The organism is Deinococcus marmoris DSM 12784 (genome assembly GCF_000701405.1).
Classification (GTDB): Bacteria; Deinococcota; Deinococci; order Deinococcales; family Deinococcaceae; genus Deinococcus; species Deinococcus marmoris.
In genome coordinates, this window is sequence record NZ_JNIV01000016.1 from 1 (window position 1) to 16,198 (window position 16,198).

At 66.8% G+C, this 16,198-nt stretch carries 15 protein-coding genes; 12 read left to right on the forward strand and 3 right to left on the reverse strand.

The features are described from left to right. The 5 genes from Q319_RS0105410 to Q319_RS0105430 form a co-directional block, all read left to right on the forward strand. Nucleotides 1–332 (forward strand): IS5/IS1182 family transposase (locus Q319_RS0105410; protein ID WP_029481036.1); only part of this gene is annotated, 332 nt, incomplete at its 5' end. A 28-nt stretch (nucleotides 333–360) separates the two neighbouring features. Then, nucleotides 361–1,707, forward strand: a complete 1,347-nt coding sequence (locus tag Q319_RS0105415; protein WP_029481038.1) for a M20/M25/M40 family metallo-hydrolase — start codon at nucleotides 361–363, stop codon at nucleotides 1,705–1,707. 205 nt (nucleotides 1,708–1,912) lie between these two features. Next, nucleotides 1,913–3,073, forward strand: coding sequence for a 1-deoxy-D-xylulose-5-phosphate reductoisomerase (gene dxr, locus Q319_RS0105420; RefSeq protein ID WP_029481040.1), 1,161 nt, complete (start codon nucleotides 1,913–1,915; stop codon nucleotides 3,071–3,073). Then, nucleotides 3,070–4,200, forward strand: coding sequence for a M50 family metallopeptidase (locus Q319_RS0105425; RefSeq protein ID WP_029481041.1), 1,131 nt, complete (start codon nucleotides 3,070–3,072; stop codon nucleotides 4,198–4,200). Before dxr ends, Q319_RS0105425 begins: the two co-directional genes overlap by 4 nt. Nucleotides 4,201–4,279: 79 nt before the next feature. Beyond that, nucleotides 4,280–5,134 carry a hypothetical protein gene (locus Q319_RS0105430; protein ID WP_051655134.1) on the forward strand — a complete coding sequence of 285 codons (855 nt, stop codon included), beginning with the start codon at nucleotides 4,280–4,282 and terminating at the stop codon, nucleotides 5,132–5,134. A 76-nt stretch (nucleotides 5,135–5,210) separates the two neighbouring features. Here the strand turns inward: Q319_RS0105430 and Q319_RS0105435 are convergent, their stop codons facing one another. Continuing rightward, nucleotides 5,211–5,774 carry a peroxidase-related enzyme gene (locus Q319_RS0105435; RefSeq protein ID WP_029481043.1) on the reverse strand — a complete coding sequence of 188 codons (564 nt, stop codon included), beginning with the start codon at nucleotides 5,772–5,774 and terminating at the stop codon, nucleotides 5,211–5,213. Between the two features lie 78 nt (nucleotides 5,775–5,852). Between Q319_RS0105435 and Q319_RS0105440 the strand changes: the two genes are divergently transcribed. The 5 genes from Q319_RS0105440 to Q319_RS0105460 all read left to right on the forward strand — a co-directional run bounded on the left by Q319_RS0105440 (nucleotide 5,853) and on the right by Q319_RS0105460 (nucleotide 11,921). Then, nucleotides 5,853–6,497 carry an MBL fold metallo-hydrolase gene (locus Q319_RS0105440; RefSeq protein ID WP_342667882.1) on the forward strand — a complete coding sequence of 215 codons (645 nt, stop codon included), beginning with the start codon at nucleotides 5,853–5,855 and terminating at the stop codon, nucleotides 6,495–6,497. A 61-nt stretch (nucleotides 6,498–6,558) separates the two neighbouring features. Continuing rightward, nucleotides 6,559–9,069 carry an ATP-dependent helicase HrpB gene (gene hrpB / locus Q319_RS0105445; RefSeq protein WP_029481045.1) on the forward strand — a complete coding sequence of 837 codons (2,511 nt, stop codon included), beginning with the start codon at nucleotides 6,559–6,561 and terminating at the stop codon, nucleotides 9,067–9,069. A gap of 14 nt (nucleotides 9,070–9,083) precedes the next feature. Next, a complete protein-coding gene (locus Q319_RS0105450; RefSeq protein WP_029481046.1) occupies nucleotides 9,084–9,695 on the forward strand; it encodes a class I SAM-dependent methyltransferase in 612 nt (203 codons plus the stop codon). 120 nt (nucleotides 9,696–9,815) lie between these two features. Continuing rightward, nucleotides 9,816–10,952 carry a non-hydrolyzing UDP-N-acetylglucosamine 2-epimerase gene (gene wecB / locus Q319_RS0105455; RefSeq protein WP_029481048.1) on the forward strand — a complete coding sequence of 379 codons (1,137 nt, stop codon included), beginning with the start codon at nucleotides 9,816–9,818 and terminating at the stop codon, nucleotides 10,950–10,952. 33 nt (nucleotides 10,953–10,985) lie between these two features. Beyond that, the gene (locus Q319_RS0105460) at nucleotides 10,986–11,921 is read left to right on the forward strand and encodes a diacylglycerol/lipid kinase family protein (RefSeq protein ID WP_029481049.1); all 936 of its coding nucleotides are present in this window, start codon (nucleotides 10,986–10,988) and stop codon (nucleotides 11,919–11,921) included. A 62-nt stretch (nucleotides 11,922–11,983) separates the two neighbouring features. Here the strand turns inward: Q319_RS0105460 and asnS are convergent, their stop codons facing one another. Both asnS and Q319_RS0105470 read right to left on the reverse strand, forming a co-directional pair. Beyond that, nucleotides 11,984–13,327, reverse strand: coding sequence for an asparagine--tRNA ligase (asnS, locus tag Q319_RS0105465; protein WP_029481050.1), 1,344 nt, complete (start codon nucleotides 13,325–13,327; stop codon nucleotides 11,984–11,986). A 110-nt stretch (nucleotides 13,328–13,437) separates the two neighbouring features. After that, nucleotides 13,438–14,142 (reverse strand): ABC transporter ATP-binding protein, encoded by a 705-nt coding sequence (locus tag Q319_RS0105470; RefSeq protein WP_029481051.1) that lies wholly within the window; start codon nucleotides 14,140–14,142, stop codon nucleotides 13,438–13,440. A 77-nt stretch (nucleotides 14,143–14,219) separates the two neighbouring features. Between Q319_RS0105470 and upp the strand changes: the two genes are divergently transcribed. Continuing rightward, nucleotides 14,220–14,843 carry a uracil phosphoribosyltransferase gene (gene upp / locus Q319_RS0105475; protein ID WP_029481052.1) on the forward strand — a complete coding sequence of 208 codons (624 nt, stop codon included), beginning with the start codon at nucleotides 14,220–14,222 and terminating at the stop codon, nucleotides 14,841–14,843. Nucleotides 14,844–14,904: 61 nt separating this feature from the next. Continuing rightward, on the forward strand, nucleotides 14,905–16,044 hold the full coding sequence (locus Q319_RS0105480; RefSeq protein ID WP_029481053.1) for an MraY family glycosyltransferase: 1,140 nt from the start codon (nucleotides 14,905–14,907) through the stop codon (nucleotides 16,042–16,044). Nucleotides 16,045–16,198 lie beyond the last annotated feature (154 nt).

Here is a 16,198-nt window from a genome sequence, read left to right on the forward strand (position 1 = left end):
ATGGCGGAAAAATGACGCTGTGGTACGCACGGAGGCGCTTTGTGCGCCTCCGTCATGTCTGGGCCGATGGTGGTTATCTGGGCAAGCTGGTCACCTGGACGCTGGAAACACTGGGCTGGACATTGGAAATCATCAAACGCAGTGACAGGGCCACAGGGTTTCAGGTGCTGCCCCGTCGCTGGGTGGTGGAACGCTCATTGGCGTGGTTGACGCGCTCACGTCGGCTGAGCCGGGACTATGAAGGCCGCTGCCATACTTCCGCTTCCTGGTGCTATCTCGCCAACATTCGCCTGATGCTCCGTCGCCTCGACCCATCCGTCGAACCTTTATAAACACGCTCTAACCCTTACCCTGTAGGACATGACTCCAACTGATCTGAGCGCCCACATCGAACGCGGCCTGTCTGACCTGCGTGATCTGGTGGCAATGCAGAGCGTCTCCGCGCAGGGCCGCATGTTGCCCGAGACGGCGGACGCCGTGACCGCCCTGCTGGAGGCGGAGGGCTTCAGCGTGGCCCGCTACCCCGGTCAGGTGGCCCCGGTGCTGGTGGCCGAGGCCGGGGACGGCCCGTTCACCCTGCTGATCTACAACCACTATGACGTGCAGCCCGAAGACCCGCTGAATCTGTGGGACACGCTGCCCTTCGAGTTGACCGAGCGCGACGGACGCCTGTACGGGCGCGGCGCATCCGACGACAAGGGCGAGTTCACCTCCCGGCTGGCGGGGCTGCGGGCGCTGCGGGAACGGCACGGCGGCCAGATTCCCCTCAAGGTCAAGTGGCTGCTGGAGGGCGAGGAAGAGGTGGGCAGCCCCAGCCTGGAAGCCTTCGTGCAAGACCACGCCGCCGAATTGAAGGCTGACGGCGTGTGGTGGGAATTCGGCAGCGTGACCCCCGAGGGGCGGCCCATCCTGTACGCGGGCCTCAAGGGGATCGTGTGCCTGGAACTGCGCTGCCGGGTGGCGGCCAGTGACCTGCACAGCAGCACCGGGGCGGTGGTGGACAACCCGCTGTGGCGGCTGGCGAAGGCCGTGGCCAGCCTGCGCGACGAGACCGGGCGCGTGACCATTCCCGGTTTCCACGACGATGTGCGCGAAACCTCCGAGGCGGACCGCGCCGCCATCGCCAGCATTCCCGGCCAGGGCGAGTCTCTGTACGACGCCTACGAGGTCACGCGCCGCCTGGGAGAGCCGGAAGAGTTCAACGCCCGTACCAATCTGATGCCCGTGCTGAACGTTAACGGCTTTCACGGCGGCTACGGCGACGGCGGCAGCAAGACCGTGCTGCCCGCCGAGGGCTTTGTCAAGATCGACTTCCGTCTGGTGCCGGACCAGCACCCCGATAAGATCGTGGAACTGCTGCGTGTCCATCTGGACGCCCAGAACTTGCAGGATGTAGAAATCGTGGAGCTGGAAAGCCACCAGCACCCGGCCCGCAGTGACCTTAGTAATCCCTTTGTGCAGACTGCTGTGCGCGTGGCCCGCGAGGTCTACGGCCAGGACGCCATCCTGCACCCCAGCAGCGGCGGCAGCGGCCCGATGTACCCTTTCATGCAACATGTCGGTGCGCCTGTGGTGGCGCTGGGCATCGGCAACGTGGCAGGCCGCGTCCACGCCCCCAACGAAAACGTGTTGCGCCGCGACTTTGAAACCGGGGTGCGCTACGCGCTGGAATTGATGGAGGCGCTGGCAAGCAAGGCCAGAAACTGAAATAGCGAAATAGCTATGTGAAACAGCTTTTATCCCCTCTCCACTTGTGGGAGAGGGAGGGAGCCGCGTGGCGGCGGAAGGGTGAGGGGGCCACCGGGCGAGCCTCACTTTCGACAAGTCGCCAACACTTTCCCTCTCGCCCGTTCCACTCCCCACACTCTGCCCACCCCGTATGCCTCATGCTGGGAGCAATGAGCGGACGGGCATGGAACTGACGGTTTTGGGCAGCACGGGCAGCATCGGCACGCAGGCGCTGGATGTGGCGCGCGAGCGTGGCTACACGGTGACGGCGCTGGCGGCAGGACGCAACCTGGAACTGCTGGCTAAACAGGTGAAAGAGTTTCGTCCAACACTGGTCAGCGTTGATCCAGCCGTCTACGGCGAGGCAAAAAAACTGCTGCCCGACGTACATCTGACAGCCGATGTCAGCGAGGTGGCCGCCCTGAACACCGACGTGGTGGTCAACGCCATGAGCGGCCTGATCGGACTGGCCCCCACCCGCGCCGCGCTCCAGGCCGGACAGGCGGTGGCGCTGGCGACCAAGGAGGCGATGGTCACGGCGGCGGGCCTGATCTGGGAGGCGGCGGCAGCGGGCGGCGGGCGCGTGGTCCCGGTGGATTCCGAACACACGGGCGTCTTCCAGTGCCTGACCGGCGAGAACATGGCGGACGTGGCGGAAGTGATCCTGACCGCCTCCGGTGGCCCCTTCCGCGACGGCCCCGCCGATCTGGGCGGCGTGACGCCCGCGCAGGCCCTGAAGCATCCCTCGTGGAGCATGGGGCCGAAGGTGACCATCGACAGCGCCACGCTGATGAATAAGGGGCTGGAGGTCATGGAGTGCGCCAGTCTGTATGGCCTGCCGCTGTCGCAGGTGGGCGTGGTGGTCCACCCGCAGAGCCTGATCCACGCGGCGGTGCGCTTCCGCGACGGCAGCCTCAAGGCGCAGTTCGGCCCCACCGACATGCGTTTGCCGATTGCCTACGCCATCGACGCCGCGCCTGGCGGAATGCAGCGCCCCGGCGACGTGCGCGGCGCGCGGCGGGGGCCGGAAGTGGCCGGGCATCTCGGCTGGCCCATGCGCGGCACCTGGGAATTCCGCGAGCCGGATTTTGACCGCTTCCCCTGCCTGGGTCTGGCCTACCGCGCGGGCGAGGTGGGCGGGTTGCAGCCTGTCGCCCTGAACGCGGCAGACGAGGTGGCCGTGGAAGCCTTCCTGGCCGGGCAACTGACCTTTACGGGCATTCCCAGATTGCTGGAGCGTGTGCTGGACGAAACCCCCGCTGGAACCCTGGGCTGGGACTCGCTGGCGCAAACCGATGCCTGGGCGCGCGTGCGGGCCTGGGAACTGGTGGGGGTGAGGGCATGAGCTTTATTCAAAGCATCTCTGCCGCGCTGACCCCGCTGGGCCTGATCTGGACGCTCTTGATTATCAGCATTGCCACCTTTCTGCACGAGCTGGCGCACTACGCGCTGGCCCGCTGGCAGGGCGTGCGGGTCAATTCGTTTTCCATCGGCATGGGACCCATCGTGTTCCGGCGGCTGTGGCGCGGCACCGAGTGGCGGCTCTCGCTGCTGCCCATCGGCGGCTACGTGGAAATCGACGGCATGGCCCCCGAGGAGGTCCGGGGCAACGAGGGCGAGGTCAGTTACCGTCAGGCCAGCAAGGGCTTCGCGGCGCTGCCCGCTCTGGGCAAGATCGCCGTGCTGTTCGCCGGGCCACTGATGAACCTGCTGCTCGCCATCGGCCTGATGACGCTGACCTTTTCCTCGCAGGGCATTCCGGCTCCCGACCGGGCGCGTATCGAGTCCGTGCAGCCGGATTCCCGCGCGCAGACGCTAGGCCTCCAGACCGGGGACGTGATTACCGCGATTGACGGGCAGGACATCCCCGACACCGTGCAGGTGGACGGAAAGACTGTGACCGGTTGGGAAAACCTGCGCAACGTGCTGGGCACGCCGGGGCCGCACACCTTCACGCTGGAGCGGGCCGGAGAAGCCCGGAATGTCACCTTCGACTGGACGCCCACCGTGGACGGTAAACGGCAACTGCTGGGCATCGGCTACGGCCCGGACATCGTGTCAGCGGGTGTGGGGACGGCCTTCCAGACCTCGCTGACCACCACGGTGGAGGCTGTTCCGCAGGTCCTCAAAGCCTTCGGCAACCTGTTCGGACGTTTCCTGACCCTGAATTTCTCGCAGGATGAGAACGTGACTGGCCCCATCGGCACTACCGAGATCGTCAGCCGCGCCGCCACCGTCGGCCCCTGGGCGCTGGTTCAGATCGCCACCCTGCTCAATCTGTCGCTGGCCTTTTTCAACCTGATCCCGATTCCGGGGCTGGACGGCGGGCGCATCCTGCTGGTGCTGGTGGGTGTGGTGCGCCGCCGCCCGCTGAGCTTCTCGCAGGAACAGGCCATCAACGTGGCGGGCTTCGCCTTCGTGATCCTGCTGATGACCTTCGTGGTGGTGCGCGACGTGAGCCGCTTTTTCTAAAGCCAGGAAGCTGCGCCCTGAGAGGGAAAATCCTATTCACTCACGCGCCATGTCCAGAGGCTGTGTTAAAACAGTCTTCATGATTGCAAAAGTGAAGATGATGCTGGCCCTGGGTCTGGCGACGGCGGGACTGGCCACCCTGGGCACGGCAGGGGCGGCGGACGTGCGGCTGGGCCTGAACAGCAGCGCGGGCCTGGGTTGTCAGATCGTGGGCGGGCGCGTGGGCTTTCAGGAGGGCCGTTTCGGCCTGTACGGCCAGGGGGCCTACTGCACCAGCAATGTGGCGGGCAAGTCGGGCACCGGGTCCTTCGGCGGACTGGTGACGGGCGATCTGTTCACCTTCGGCAACGTGACCACCTACGCCCTGATCGGTGCGGAGATCCAGGGGAGTAATACCGCCATTCAGGGCGGCCTGGGCCTGCGCTACGGCATCGCCCTGCTGCCGGTAGAAGGCTACGTGGAAGTGGGCGCGCAGCGCATCAGCACGGCGCTACAACCCATCATCGGGCCGCGTCTGTCAGTGGGCATCAACTACCGCATCAATGTCGTCAATCTCCAGGGCCAGATTCCCGCCCCCCTGAAGTTCGAGGAAGGCGAGACCACCCAGTACGCTGGCAGCGCCCCCGCCGAGTGCAAGCTGACCCCCGAGCAGGACATCGCCAGTGCGCGCGGCGCGGCCCGCTCGGCGGCGGACGAGGGGCTGGGTGCGGCGGCAGGTGCCTACGGCGCGGCCTACTCGGGCGTGTCCTACAAGGTGGAAGTCACCAGCGTGGGCATCAATGGCAACGTGGGCAGTGCGGGCGGCAAGGTGACCATCACCGCCACGCAGAACAGCAACGGTGAGAAGGTCAGCGGCACCTATGGCGGCACCATCAAACTGGTGCGTTCCGGCTGCGGCTGGCAGGCCACCGGGTTCACCCGCAGCGGCGAGTAGCCCTGCTCACCTGGAAATCTGACCGCTGAGACCCCGCGCTTGTTCGTGGATGTTCAGTGGTCAGATTTTTGTGGCTTTACCGGCCTTTCGAGTGATATTCCGCATTCGGAATGAAGCCCAGCGCGCTGCTGACCCGGTTGGTCATGTTGAACATGCCGATCACCTGCACGGCTTCCAGAATCTGGGCGTCGTCTAAACCCACACCGCGCAGAGGGTTCAGGTCCGATTCCATCATCTCGGCGGGGTGCAGGGTCAGTTTCTCAGCGAAGGCGCACAGGGCGGCCTCACGCGCAACCAGGTCGGCGTGCCGCCAGTTGACGGCCACCGTGTCCGCCTTCTGCGCCTCCATGCCGTATTCGCGCAGCGCCGCGCCGTGCGAGACCGCGCAGTACACGCAGCGGTTGAGGCCGCTGACGACCACGGCCATCATCTCGCGCTCGATGTTGCTCAGATGCCCCGGCTTGTTGACCAGCAGATTGAAGTAGTTCCACCACGCCAGGAACTGCTCGCCGTTCAGCGCCTGCGCCCGGAAGACGTTGGGAACGAAGCCCAGATTCGCCTCCGCCTTGCTCCACAGTTTGCGGACGCCCTCATGCGCGCCCTCTTCGGTGGGCACGGCCAGCCAGGAAATTTTATTCATGTGGCTTACAGCGTAACGCCCAGCGGTATTAAACAACCGGTGGCCTCTGAGGCCCGGTGACGTGAAATGATCGCGCCAGTGACCGTTCTCGCCCCAGATGTCCGTATCCATACCCTGTACGCCAATGTTTATCTGCTGAGCAGTCCGGCGGGCCGCCTGCTGGTGGACGCCGGGGCATGGCCCTACGCCGCCCGTCTTGACCGGATTCTGCGCGATTTTGCCCCCGACGCCGTGCTGCTGACCCACGCGCATGTGGACCATTCTGGCGGTGCGTACAGGGCCGCCCGGCGCGGCATTCCGCTGCTGGCGCACCCACTGGAGCATCCTCATCTGATTGGCGAGATTCATGATCTGCCGTATCCGGCGGGCCGCCCGGAGATTGGACGAATGGTGTCTCGGGTGCATCCCAAAGTCTCCGCCGACGCCCTGCAAGCGGTCCACCCCGGCGAAACGGTGCTGGGCTGGGAAGTCGTGTCCCTGCCTGGCCACACCCCCGGCCAGATCGGCGTGCTGATGGACGGCGTGCTGGTGGCCGCCGACGCGGTGATCGGCGCGAAGGACGGTGCCCACCTGCCCAAAGCCGCCTACAACGCCGATCACGCCCAGGCCCAGCAAACCCTGCAACGCATGGCCGAGATGGACCTTCGCGCCGTGCTGCCCGGTCACGGCGGCCCGCTGACGCCGGGGCAGGTGCGGAAGCGGGCGGGGCGGCGGGAAGGCTGAAGCTGCGGAATTCGTCTGAACTGTCATCCACAGCCCAGCGCCACCCACTACACTTCTGCCCATGCCCCCCCAGCCGCCCACCCTGCCCATTGCCGAGGTCATCCCGGCGGTGCGCGCGGCCCTGGAGGCGCACCCGCTGGTGGTGGTCCAGGCCCCGCCCGGCGCGGGCAAGAGTACGGCGCTGCCGCTGGAACTGCTGAACGAACCCTGGCTGGCCGGACAATCGGTGATCATGCTCCAGCCCCGGCGGGTGGCGGCGCGGGCGGTGGCCTCAAGGCTGGCCGAGGGCCTGGGCCAGGGGGTGGGCGAAACCGTGGGCTACCGCGTGCGCTTCGAGTCCCGCGTGTCCAAGCAGACCCGCCTGGAAGTCGTCACCGAGGGCATCCTGACCCGCCGCCTCCAGCGTGACCCGGAACTGGCCGGGGTGGGGCTGGTCATTCTGGACGAGTTCCACGAACGCAGCCTGAACGCCGATCTGGCCCTGGCCCTGCTGCGCGAGGTTCAGGGGGCGTTGCGCGACGATCTGCGCGTGCTGGTCATGAGTGCCACCCTGGACCCGGACCTTCCTGCCCGCCTGGGTGCGCCGCTGGTGGAAAGCGTGGGCCGCGCGTACCCGGTGGAGGTCCGTTACCTGCCGACAGACCCGGTGGGCCGTGTGGAAGACGCCGTGGCCCGCAAGGTGCGGCAGGCTCTGGCCGAGGACGAGGGCGACATCCTGGCCTTCCTCCCCGGCGTGCGCGAGATTCGCGGGGCTGCCGCGCAACTGGCCGATACGGGGGCGCTGGTGCTGCCCCTCTACGGCGATCTGAGCGTCAAGGAACAGCGCCGCGCCCTCCTCCCCGATCCTGATGGGCGGCGCAAGGTGGTGCTGGCCACCAGCATTGCCGAGACCTCACTGACCATCGACGGCGTGCGCGTGGTGGTGGACGGCGGGCAGAGCCGCACCCAGGCGTTTGACCCCGCCACGGGCCTGACCCGCATGGTCACGGGCCGCGTATCCCAGGACAGCGCCACCCAGCGGGCTGGACGTGCGGGCCGCACCGCGCCGGGCGTGGCCCACCGTCTTCGGCCGGAGCGTACCCAGCCACTGCTGCCCCCCGCCCGCCCCCCGGAAGTGCTGGAGGCAGACCTCGCGCCGCTGGTGCTGGAGCTGGCCGCCTGGGGTGCGCCAGACCCAGCCGATCTGGCGTGGCTGGACGCGCCGCCTGCTCCCCGCGTGGAAACCGCCCGCACGTTGCTGCGCGGCCTGAATGCCCTGGACGATACGGGGCGCGTGACCCCGGAAGGCCAGCGGCTGCTGGAGTTTCCCACCCACCCGCGCCTCGCGCATCTGCTGACGGGCGGGGCAGAGGCTGGCCTGGGACCGCTGGCCGCCGATCTGGCCGCGCTGCTGGAGGAACGCGATCCGCTGCCCCCCGGCTCCGGTGCGGACCTGACCGAACGTGTGGAAGCGCTGCGATTGTGGCGGGCTGGGCGTGGCGGCAGGGGAGACGCCGCCGTGCTGGAGCGCATCGAGCGGCTGGCGAAGCAGTGGCGTGGGCTGTTAGACGTGCGCCCCGACAACGCCGAACCCGATCCCTACGATCTGGGCGAACTGATTGCCCTGGCCTATCCCGAACGCCTGGCCCTGCCACGCGAGGTCCTGCCCGGCGGTCTGCGGGGCCGCTTTTTGCTGGCGGGCGGTCAGGGCGTGGCGCTGCCGGAGGGGGACGCTCTGGCCGGAGCAGAGGCGCTGGCTGTGGCCCACCTGGACGCCCGCGCCCTGAATCCCAACAACGCTGAGGGCCGCATCTATCTGGCGGCTCCCCTTGCGCTGTCTGCCCTGGAATCCCGCGCCGCGTGGACGGAAAGCGTCCGCTGGGATAGCCGCACGGGAACCCTGCTCGCCCAGAATGAACGCCGCGTGGGAGCGCTGGTCCTTGAAACCCGCCCCCTGAAGGAATTGCCTGCCGGGCTGCGGACAGAGGCCCTCAGCGGGGCCATCCGCGCCGAGGGGCTGCACCTGCTGACCTTTTCCCGCGAGGCTGCGGGCCTGCGCGCCCGCGTGGAATCGTTGCGCCACTGGCACCCGGAAGGCGACTGGCCCAACCTCTCCGACGCCGCGCTGCTGGACACGCTGGAGGACTGGCTCGGCCCGCATCTGGGCACGGCCCGCACGCGTGAAGACCTGGGACGAATCAACCTCCTGCCTGCACTTCAGGCATTGCTGCCCTGGCCTCTGCCGCAGCAACTCGAAGATCTCGCGCCCACGCACCTGAGCGTGCCCACCGGCAGCCGCATTCGCCTGGAGTACCGCTCAGACGGATCACCGCCCATCCTGGCCGTCAAATTGCAGGAACTGTTCGGGCTGGCCGATACGCCCGCCGTCAACGGGGGCCGCACCCCGGTGCTGCTGCATCTGCTGTCGCCCGCCGGACGGCCCGTGCAGGTCACGCAGGATCTGCGGAGTTTCTGGAATTCGTCGTATTTCGAGGTTCGCAAGGACCTGCGGGGCCGCTACCCCCGGCACCCCTGGCCGGACGATCCCTGGACCCACGCGCCGATGAAGGGGATCAAGCGACGCGGCGTGTGAGCCTCTGGCCGCGCATGATCTCTGCCGTCTATGCCCCGCTGGGCTGGCGTCGGGCGCAGTTTGTGCTGGACCAGATTTGTCCCCACCTGCCATCTGGATGCGTGCTGGACCTGGGTGCGGGCACGGGCCACACGGCGGCGCTGCTGGCTCAGAGGGGTTGGGCTGTGACGATGGCCGATGTCCCGCCGCACATCGGAGCGCTGGGGCAGCGGCTGGTGGCGCAGCCCATCGCCGCGCGGCTGGGCCGTGAATCTGGCGTGCCGCGCGTGCTGTATGACGGTACTCGCCTTTCCTTCGCGGCTGACTCATTTGACTCCGTGCTGCTGGCCTTCGTGTTACACCACTGCCCTGATCCGGTGGCGGTGCTGCGGGAAGCGGCGCGGGTGTCACGGCATGTTCTGGTGCTGGAGGACGGCGATGGCGAGTCCCCACCGGGCCGTCTGAACCGCGTGACCGACGCCCTGATCAATCTGGAATTCGGCCACCCGCACGCCGAACGCTCGCGCCTGGAATGGCTGGGGATGTTTGCCGCCTGTGGCCTGGGTGTGGAATACGAGCAGGGCTTTACCTCCCGTTTCGGTGGTCTGAAGGGCAGGCACCGGCTGTATGTGCTGAATGTCCTGTAATCTGGCCCCCATAGTCGCGCCGTTTTTCTGGCGTGCAGGACCGCCCAATCCAATCGGTTTCAGGCCGCACGAATATTCCCAATTCGGTCTGCGTGCCGATGTCTCTCACAAGGAACTCCCATGACCGATAAACGCATTGTCCTTGCCTTCGGCACCCGCCCGGAAGCCACCAAGATGGCCCCCGTTTACGCGGCGCTGGCCGCCCAGCCCGGTTTACAGCCCCTGATCCTGTCTACCGGGCAGCAGCGCGAGATGCTCGACGGCGCGCTGAATGTGTTTGGCCTGACCCCGGACCGTGACCTGAACGTGATGACCGAGCGCCAGACCCTCGCGGACCTGACCGCCCGCATCGTGCCGCAGGCCGGGCGCGTGCTGCGCGAGATGGAGGCCGATCTGGTGCTGGTCCACGGCGATACCTCCACGTCGTTCTGCGTGGCCCTGTCCGCCTTCTACGAGGGCATTCCGGTGGGCCATGTCGAGGCGGGCCTGCGAAGCGGCGACTTGCAGGAACCTTTCCCGGAGGAGGCCAACCGCCGCCTGACCGGCGTGCTGAGTGCGCTGGACTTCTCGCCCACTTCCGGCAGCAAGGCCAACCTGACCCGTGAGGGCAAGCCCGAAGTGGGCATCTTCGTGACCGGGCAGACCGCCGTGGACGCCGTGCGCGAGGTGGCCGGGCGCGTGCCGCTGCGCCCCGAATGGCAGGCCCGCGTGGATGCGGGGCAGCCGCTGGTGACCGTGACCATGCACCGCCGTGAGAACCAGCCCATGATGCGCGAGATGGCGCAGGCGCTGGCCCGCGTTGCCCAGGCACACCCGGATCACCATTTCATCTACCCGGTCCACCTCTCGCCCGCCGTGCAGGAGGCCGTGCGCCCGGTGCTGGAAGGCGTGAGTAACTTCGAGCTGACCGCGCCGCTGGATTACAGCGACATGGCCCCCCTCATGGCCGCCTCCGTGCTGCTCGCCACCGACAGCGGCGGTTTGCAGGAGGAAGGTGCGGCGCTGGGCGTGCCGGTGGCGGTTCTCCGCAATGTCACCGAGCGCCCCGAGGGGCTGGAGGCGGGCGTGTTGAAACTGGCGGGCAATGACCCGGCGCAGCTTGAAGCGGTATTGAACGACCTGCTGGACAGCCCCGAGACGTTAAAGGGAATGCGCGAGGCCCGCAATCCCTACGGCGACGGGCAGGCTGCCGGGCGAATCGCGCGGGCCATCGCGTGGCACTTTGATCTGGGCGAGCGCCCTGCGGACTGGAGCTGAACCCAGGCTCCCAGCGCGTATGATGTGCCTGACGTGAGCGCCCCCCCATCCTCGGTTCCCCCGCTGGCCGTCGTCCTCAATCCCAACGCGGGCGGAGGGCTGGCCACGCGCGAGTGGCCGCGTCTGGAAGCCGAGCTGAAGCGGCGCGGCCAGCCTTTCGAGCTGATTCTGGAAGACAGCGGCGAGGACGCTCTGGCCCGCATCCAGGCGCTACCGCCGCGCATTGCCGTGCTGGCGGTGGGCGGGGACGGCACGGTGGGGGCGCTGCTGCCCGCGCTGGTCTCGGTTCCAGGCAGGCCGGGCCGCCCGCTGGCCGTGGTGCCACTGGGAACAGGGAACGACTTCGCGGGGATGCTGGGCCTCAAGACTGGACAGTTTGCCGAGGCGCTGGATCGCCTGACCTTCCAGCCCCGCGACGTGGATGCGCTGGAGGTCCGCATTCTGGAAGGCGACGGCGCGGGCCGCACGCATGTGTTGCTGAACGGCCTGGGCCTGGGTTTCGACGCCGCCGTGACCGCCAACATGGCCCGCGCGCCCAGGCAGTTTCAGGGTTTTGCGCGCTACGCGTGGTCCGCCGTCGCCACGGTCCGCGAGCTGCACCTGTCCGAAGTGCAAATTACGCTGGATGGGCAACCCTTCTATAGCGGCCCCAGCCCCATCGTGGCGGTCATGAATGGCACCCGCTACGGCGGCGGCTTTCAGATCAGCCCGAGGTCCAGCCCACGCGATGGCCTGCTGGACGTGGTGGCGGGCGGTCCGATGAACCGTTTTCAACTGGTCAAGCTGATGCTGCGCGTGTTGAGCGGCACCCATCTGGACCAGCCCCAGGTCCACACGGCGCAGGGGCGCGAAGCCGTCATTCGCTGGAACGCGGCCACGCCTCTGCACCTGGACGGCGACTTGCACGGGCAGGTCACGGCGATCAAGGTGCGGGTCTTGGAGGGCGTGGTGAAATTGCTGAACGGGTAAGGCGTGAGGCCCCTACGCAATCCGGGGCGTGTTCTCCAGCGCTCCGGCTCAGTTTTTAAGATTCAGGGCCGCATCCGCGTCAGCATTCGGGGAAACGGAATCGCCTCGCGGATGTGGTCCAGGCCGCAGATCCAGGCGATCACGCGCTCCAGACCCATGCCGTAGCCCGCGTGCGGCACGCTGCCCACCCGCCGCAGGTCCAGATACCAGTCGAAGGCGTCTAGTGGCAGCCCCTGCTCCTCAATCCGCGACTTCAGCCATGCATAGTCGTGGATGCGCTCGCTTCCGCCGATGATCTCGCCGTAGCCCTCGGGGGCGATCACGTCGTCGCACAGGGCCACGCGCGGGTCTTCGGGGTCTGGCTGCATGTAGAACGCCTTGATGGCCGCCGGGTACTTCTCGATGATCACGGGGCGGTCAAAGTGGTGGCCCAGGATCGTCTCGTGCGGCGCACCCAGATCGTCGCCCCATTCGACGGGCTGCACATCGTCCTGCACGTTGGGCGGTAAATCCTTGGCGTCAATATGCTGCTTCACAATCTCCAGCGCCTCGGTGTAGGTGATGCGCGGATAGTTGCCTTCGGCGGCTCCGGCCAGTTTGGCGGTGTCGCGGCCCAGCAGTTCCAGCTCCGGTGCGCACTCGTCCAGCGCTCGGCGCACGATGAAACTGAGCATCCTCTCCTGCAAATCCAGGTTCTCGCGGTGGCTGCTGGGGGCCACCTCCGGCTCGATCATCCAGAATTCCAGCAGATGGCGGCGCGTCTTGCTCTTTTCGGCGCGGAACGTGGGGCCGGAGGTATAGACCTTGCCGAAGGCGAACGCCCCAGCCTCTGCGTGAAGCTGCCCGGTCTGCGACAGGTACGCCTTGTCCTCGCCGAACAGGTCAATCTCGAACAGTTCGGTGGTGTCCTCGGCGGCGTTGGGCGTGAAGAACGGCGCATCGAAGCGGATGAAGCCCTCGCCGTGGAAAAAGTCCACGATGGCGCGCTGCACGCAGTCGCGCACCCGCATCACGGCCCAGGGGCGGCGGTGCCGCAGCCACAGGTGGCGGTGATCCATCAGGAACTCGATGCCGTGTTCCTTGGGGGTGATGACGTACTCGGCGTGGTTCTCGGAGATGGGCGTGATCTCGCGCACGCTCAGTTCCACGCCCCCTGGCGCACGCTCATCGGCGCGGACTTCTCCAGTCACGGTCACCGCCTGTTCCTGGGTCAGCCGTTTGGCGGTCTCGAAAACGTCTTCGGACACGTCGCCCTTGAACACCGTGGCCTGCACGAAGCCGCTGCCGTCGCGCAGTTTCAGGAATTGCAGTTTGCCCTTGCCGCTCTTGTCGGTCAGCCACGCGTGGAGGGTCACGCTCTGGCCGATATGGTCTTTGAGGTCACGAATGCTGGATGTTGGAGCCATGCGCGGAATTATGGCAGAGGCGGGAGCGGCGGCGTGGATGGTCCGATGTTTTTTCTCTCTGTGTCCTGAAAAGAGAGGAGCCGTCCAACGCGTATCTGAGGCTCTGCCCTCTACCCGTAAACTGGAATCTGATCGGTAAAACGCCCGTCCAGCAGGTGCAGCGCCCGGTCCGCGTACCCGGCCAGACGTTCGTCGTGGGTGACCAGCAGCACGCCTGCACCTTCCTCACGGGCCAGGGCCACCAGCAGGGCGGCCACCGTGGTGGCGTTGGCGCGGTCCAGACTGCCCGTCGGCTCGTCAGCCAGCACCACTGCTGGGCCAGAAGCCAGCGCGCGGGCCACCGCAACCCGCTGACGCTCGCCGCCGCTGAGAACCTCGGGCATACTCTTTTCGCGCCCGGACAGCCCGACGCGGGCCAGCAGGGCGCGGGCGCGGGCCGTGTCGCCCTGCCCGGCCAGACGGCAGGGAATCATCACGTTGTCCAGCACGTTCAGGTCTTCGAGCAGGTAATGGTGCTGGAAGACCAGACCCACCCGCCCGGCCCGCCGCTGCGCCCGCGCCTGGGTGTCCAGGGTGTCGGCCCTTTCCCCGGCCCACCAGACCTCGCCGGAATCCGGCACATCCAGCCCGCCCAGCAGGTGCAGCAGCGTACTCTTGCCGCTGCCCGATGGCCCGGTCACGGCCACCACCTCCCCTGCCTGCACACGCAGGGAAACGCCGTGCAGCACAGTCAGCTCGCCAAAACTCTGGCGAACCTCGCGGGCTTCCAGAGCTGGAATAGTTGGAGAAGAGGCGGGGACGGTCACGCGGCGCATCTTATCCTGACCGTTCCTGTGCCCAGTCCCACTCTGCTGTGCCTAGTTCCACTCTGCCGAGGCGATATGCTTTCCACATGGTCACCGTCGTCTCCCATCCCCTGATTCAACACAAGCTCTCGCTGATGCGCGACACCGGCACCGGGGTCAAGGAATTCCGCGAACTAGCCGCCGAAATCAGCATGTTGCTGGCCTACGAGGCCATGCGCGATCTGGAACTGGCCCCCCAGACCCTGACCACACCGCTGGAAACGGGTCAGTTCCCGATGCTGAGCGGCAAGAAGCTGGCGCTGGTGGCCATTCTGCGCGCCGGGCTGATCATGACCGACGCCATCGTGGCGCTGGTTCCGGCGGCCAAGGTGGGCCACCTGGGCATGTACCGCGATCCGCAGACCCTCAAGCCCGTGGCGTACTACAACAAACTGCCCGCTGACATCGCCGAGCGCCGGGTCTTTCTGACCGATCCGATGCTGGCCACAGGCGGCAGTGCCAGCGCCGCCATCGACAGCCTCAAGGAAGCCGGGGCGCAGAGCATCAAGCTGATGTGCATCCTGTCGGCCCCCGAGGGCATTGCCGTGATCGAGCGCGATCACCCGGATGTGGAGATCGTGACCGCCGCTGTCGATTCGCACCTGAACGACCACGGCTACATCGTGCCGGGGCTGGGGGATGCAGGGGACCGGATCTACGGCACCAAGTAGGCCGTCTCCACCTTTCGGCTAACCCCCTGGCACGGCGAAACCCTTAGACTCGGGGCACTTTATGGATTCACTTTCTGCCTTCGCCCAGCAACTGGGCATCGCTGACCTGTTCGGACGGGGTTTTTTCAGCGTTCTCGTCACCTTTCTGACCGCCTGGCTGTTTACCTGGCTGTTCATTCCCCGCCTGCGTGAATTTGCCGTGCAGGTCGGCTGGGCCGATCAACCCAACGCACGGCGGCTGAACACCGAGCCGCTGCCCAACGCCGGGGGACTGGCGATTTTCGCGGGCTTTATCGTCAGTGTGATCGTGGCCTGGGCGCTGCGGCCCATCGTGGTAGAGATCGTCAATATTCAGGTGCTGGCGATTCTGCTGGGCGCGTCGCTGCTGGTGCTGGTGGGTTTTATTGACGATCAGTTCGGGTTGTCGCCGCTGTCGCGGCTGCTGGTGCAGGTGCTGGCCGCCGTGCTGCTGATCGTCAACGGCCTGAAGATCGACTTCAACGCCATTCCCTTTCTGCCGCTTGTCCCGGACGTCATCAACGCTCCACTCAGCATCTTTCTGACCATTCTGTGGATCGTGGGCCTGACCAACGCGGTCAACCTGATGGACGGCGTGGACGGCGTGGTGGGCGGGGTGGGTTTCGTGGTCAGCACGGTGCTGCTGGCGACGGCGGCGCAGTTTCCAGACCGGGCCGCCGCCGTGGTGCTGCTGGCGGGTCTATCCGGCGCGGCGCTGGGATATCTGCGCCACAACTTCAACCCCAGCCGGATCATCATGGGCGACGCTGGGGCTTACCTGTTCGGCTACACGCTGGCCGCCGTCAGCCTGCTGGGCACGCTGAAATTTAGCGCGGGGGCCAGTCTGCTCGTTCCCCTGATCGTGCTGGCGCTGCCGGTGCTGGACACGACTCAGGTGGTCATCGGGCGGCTGGCGCGCGGCATCCGCAATCCGCTGGGGCACCCGGACAAGACCCACATCCACCACCGCGTGCTGGCCCGCACCGCCAGCGCGCGCCGCACCGCTGTGATCCTGTGGGGCGTGGCGCTGGCCTGCGGGATGGTGGGTATGGCCTTGCAGGGCGTGGACTGGCGGGTGACCGTGGTGACGGGTGTGCTGATCGCCGCGTGCCTGTGGTTCGTGGCCCACCGCCGCGTGCGTGCCCAGAACATTGAGGACCGGAGCAGCGAAACGGCGCGCTAAAGTAGTTGTCATAAAAAGACCATTGTTATGACCGAGTGAAACGAGTCACTTTTATCGATCAGGACGCAGAATGAAGTCACAGGAAGTCTCTCGTTCCGGTGACGTAATTCGGAGAACTGCACTGGGCGTTATTTTCCACAGCAACCCGATATCG

Bases quoted from the DNA above. Each gene is read 5' to 3' on its own strand.
- Q319_RS0105415 (WP_029481038.1), top strand. From the start codon at position 361: ATGACTCCAACTGATCTGAGCGCCCACATCGAACGCGGCCTGTCTGAC.
- dxr (WP_029481040.1), top strand. From the start codon at position 1,913: ATGGAACTGACGGTTTTGGGCAGCACGGGCAGCATCGGCACGCAGGCG.
- Q319_RS0105425 (WP_029481041.1), top strand. From the start codon at position 3,070: ATGAGCTTTATTCAAAGCATCTCTGCCGCGCTGACCCCGCTGGGCCTG.
- Q319_RS0105430 (WP_051655134.1), top strand. From the start codon at position 4,280: ATGATTGCAAAAGTGAAGATGATGCTGGCCCTGGGTCTGGCGACGGCG.
- Q319_RS0105435 (WP_029481043.1), bottom strand. From the start codon at position 5,774: ATGAATAAAATTTCCTGGCTGGCCGTGCCCACCGAAGAGGGCGCGCAT.
- hrpB (WP_029481045.1), top strand. From the start codon at position 6,559: ATGCCCCCCCAGCCGCCCACCCTGCCCATTGCCGAGGTCATCCCGGCG.
- Q319_RS0105450 (WP_029481046.1), top strand. From the start codon at position 9,084: ATGATCTCTGCCGTCTATGCCCCGCTGGGCTGGCGTCGGGCGCAGTTT.
- wecB (WP_029481048.1), top strand. From the start codon at position 9,816: ATGACCGATAAACGCATTGTCCTTGCCTTCGGCACCCGCCCGGAAGCC.
- asnS (WP_029481050.1), bottom strand. From the start codon at position 13,327: ATGGCTCCAACATCCAGCATTCGTGACCTCAAAGACCATATCGGCCAG.
- Q319_RS0105470 (WP_029481051.1), bottom strand. From the start codon at position 14,142: ATGCGCCGCGTGACCGTCCCCGCCTCTTCTCCAACTATTCCAGCTCTG.
- upp (WP_029481052.1), top strand. From the start codon at position 14,220: ATGGTCACCGTCGTCTCCCATCCCCTGATTCAACACAAGCTCTCGCTG.
- Q319_RS0105480 (WP_029481053.1), top strand. From the start codon at position 14,905: ATGGATTCACTTTCTGCCTTCGCCCAGCAACTGGGCATCGCTGACCTG.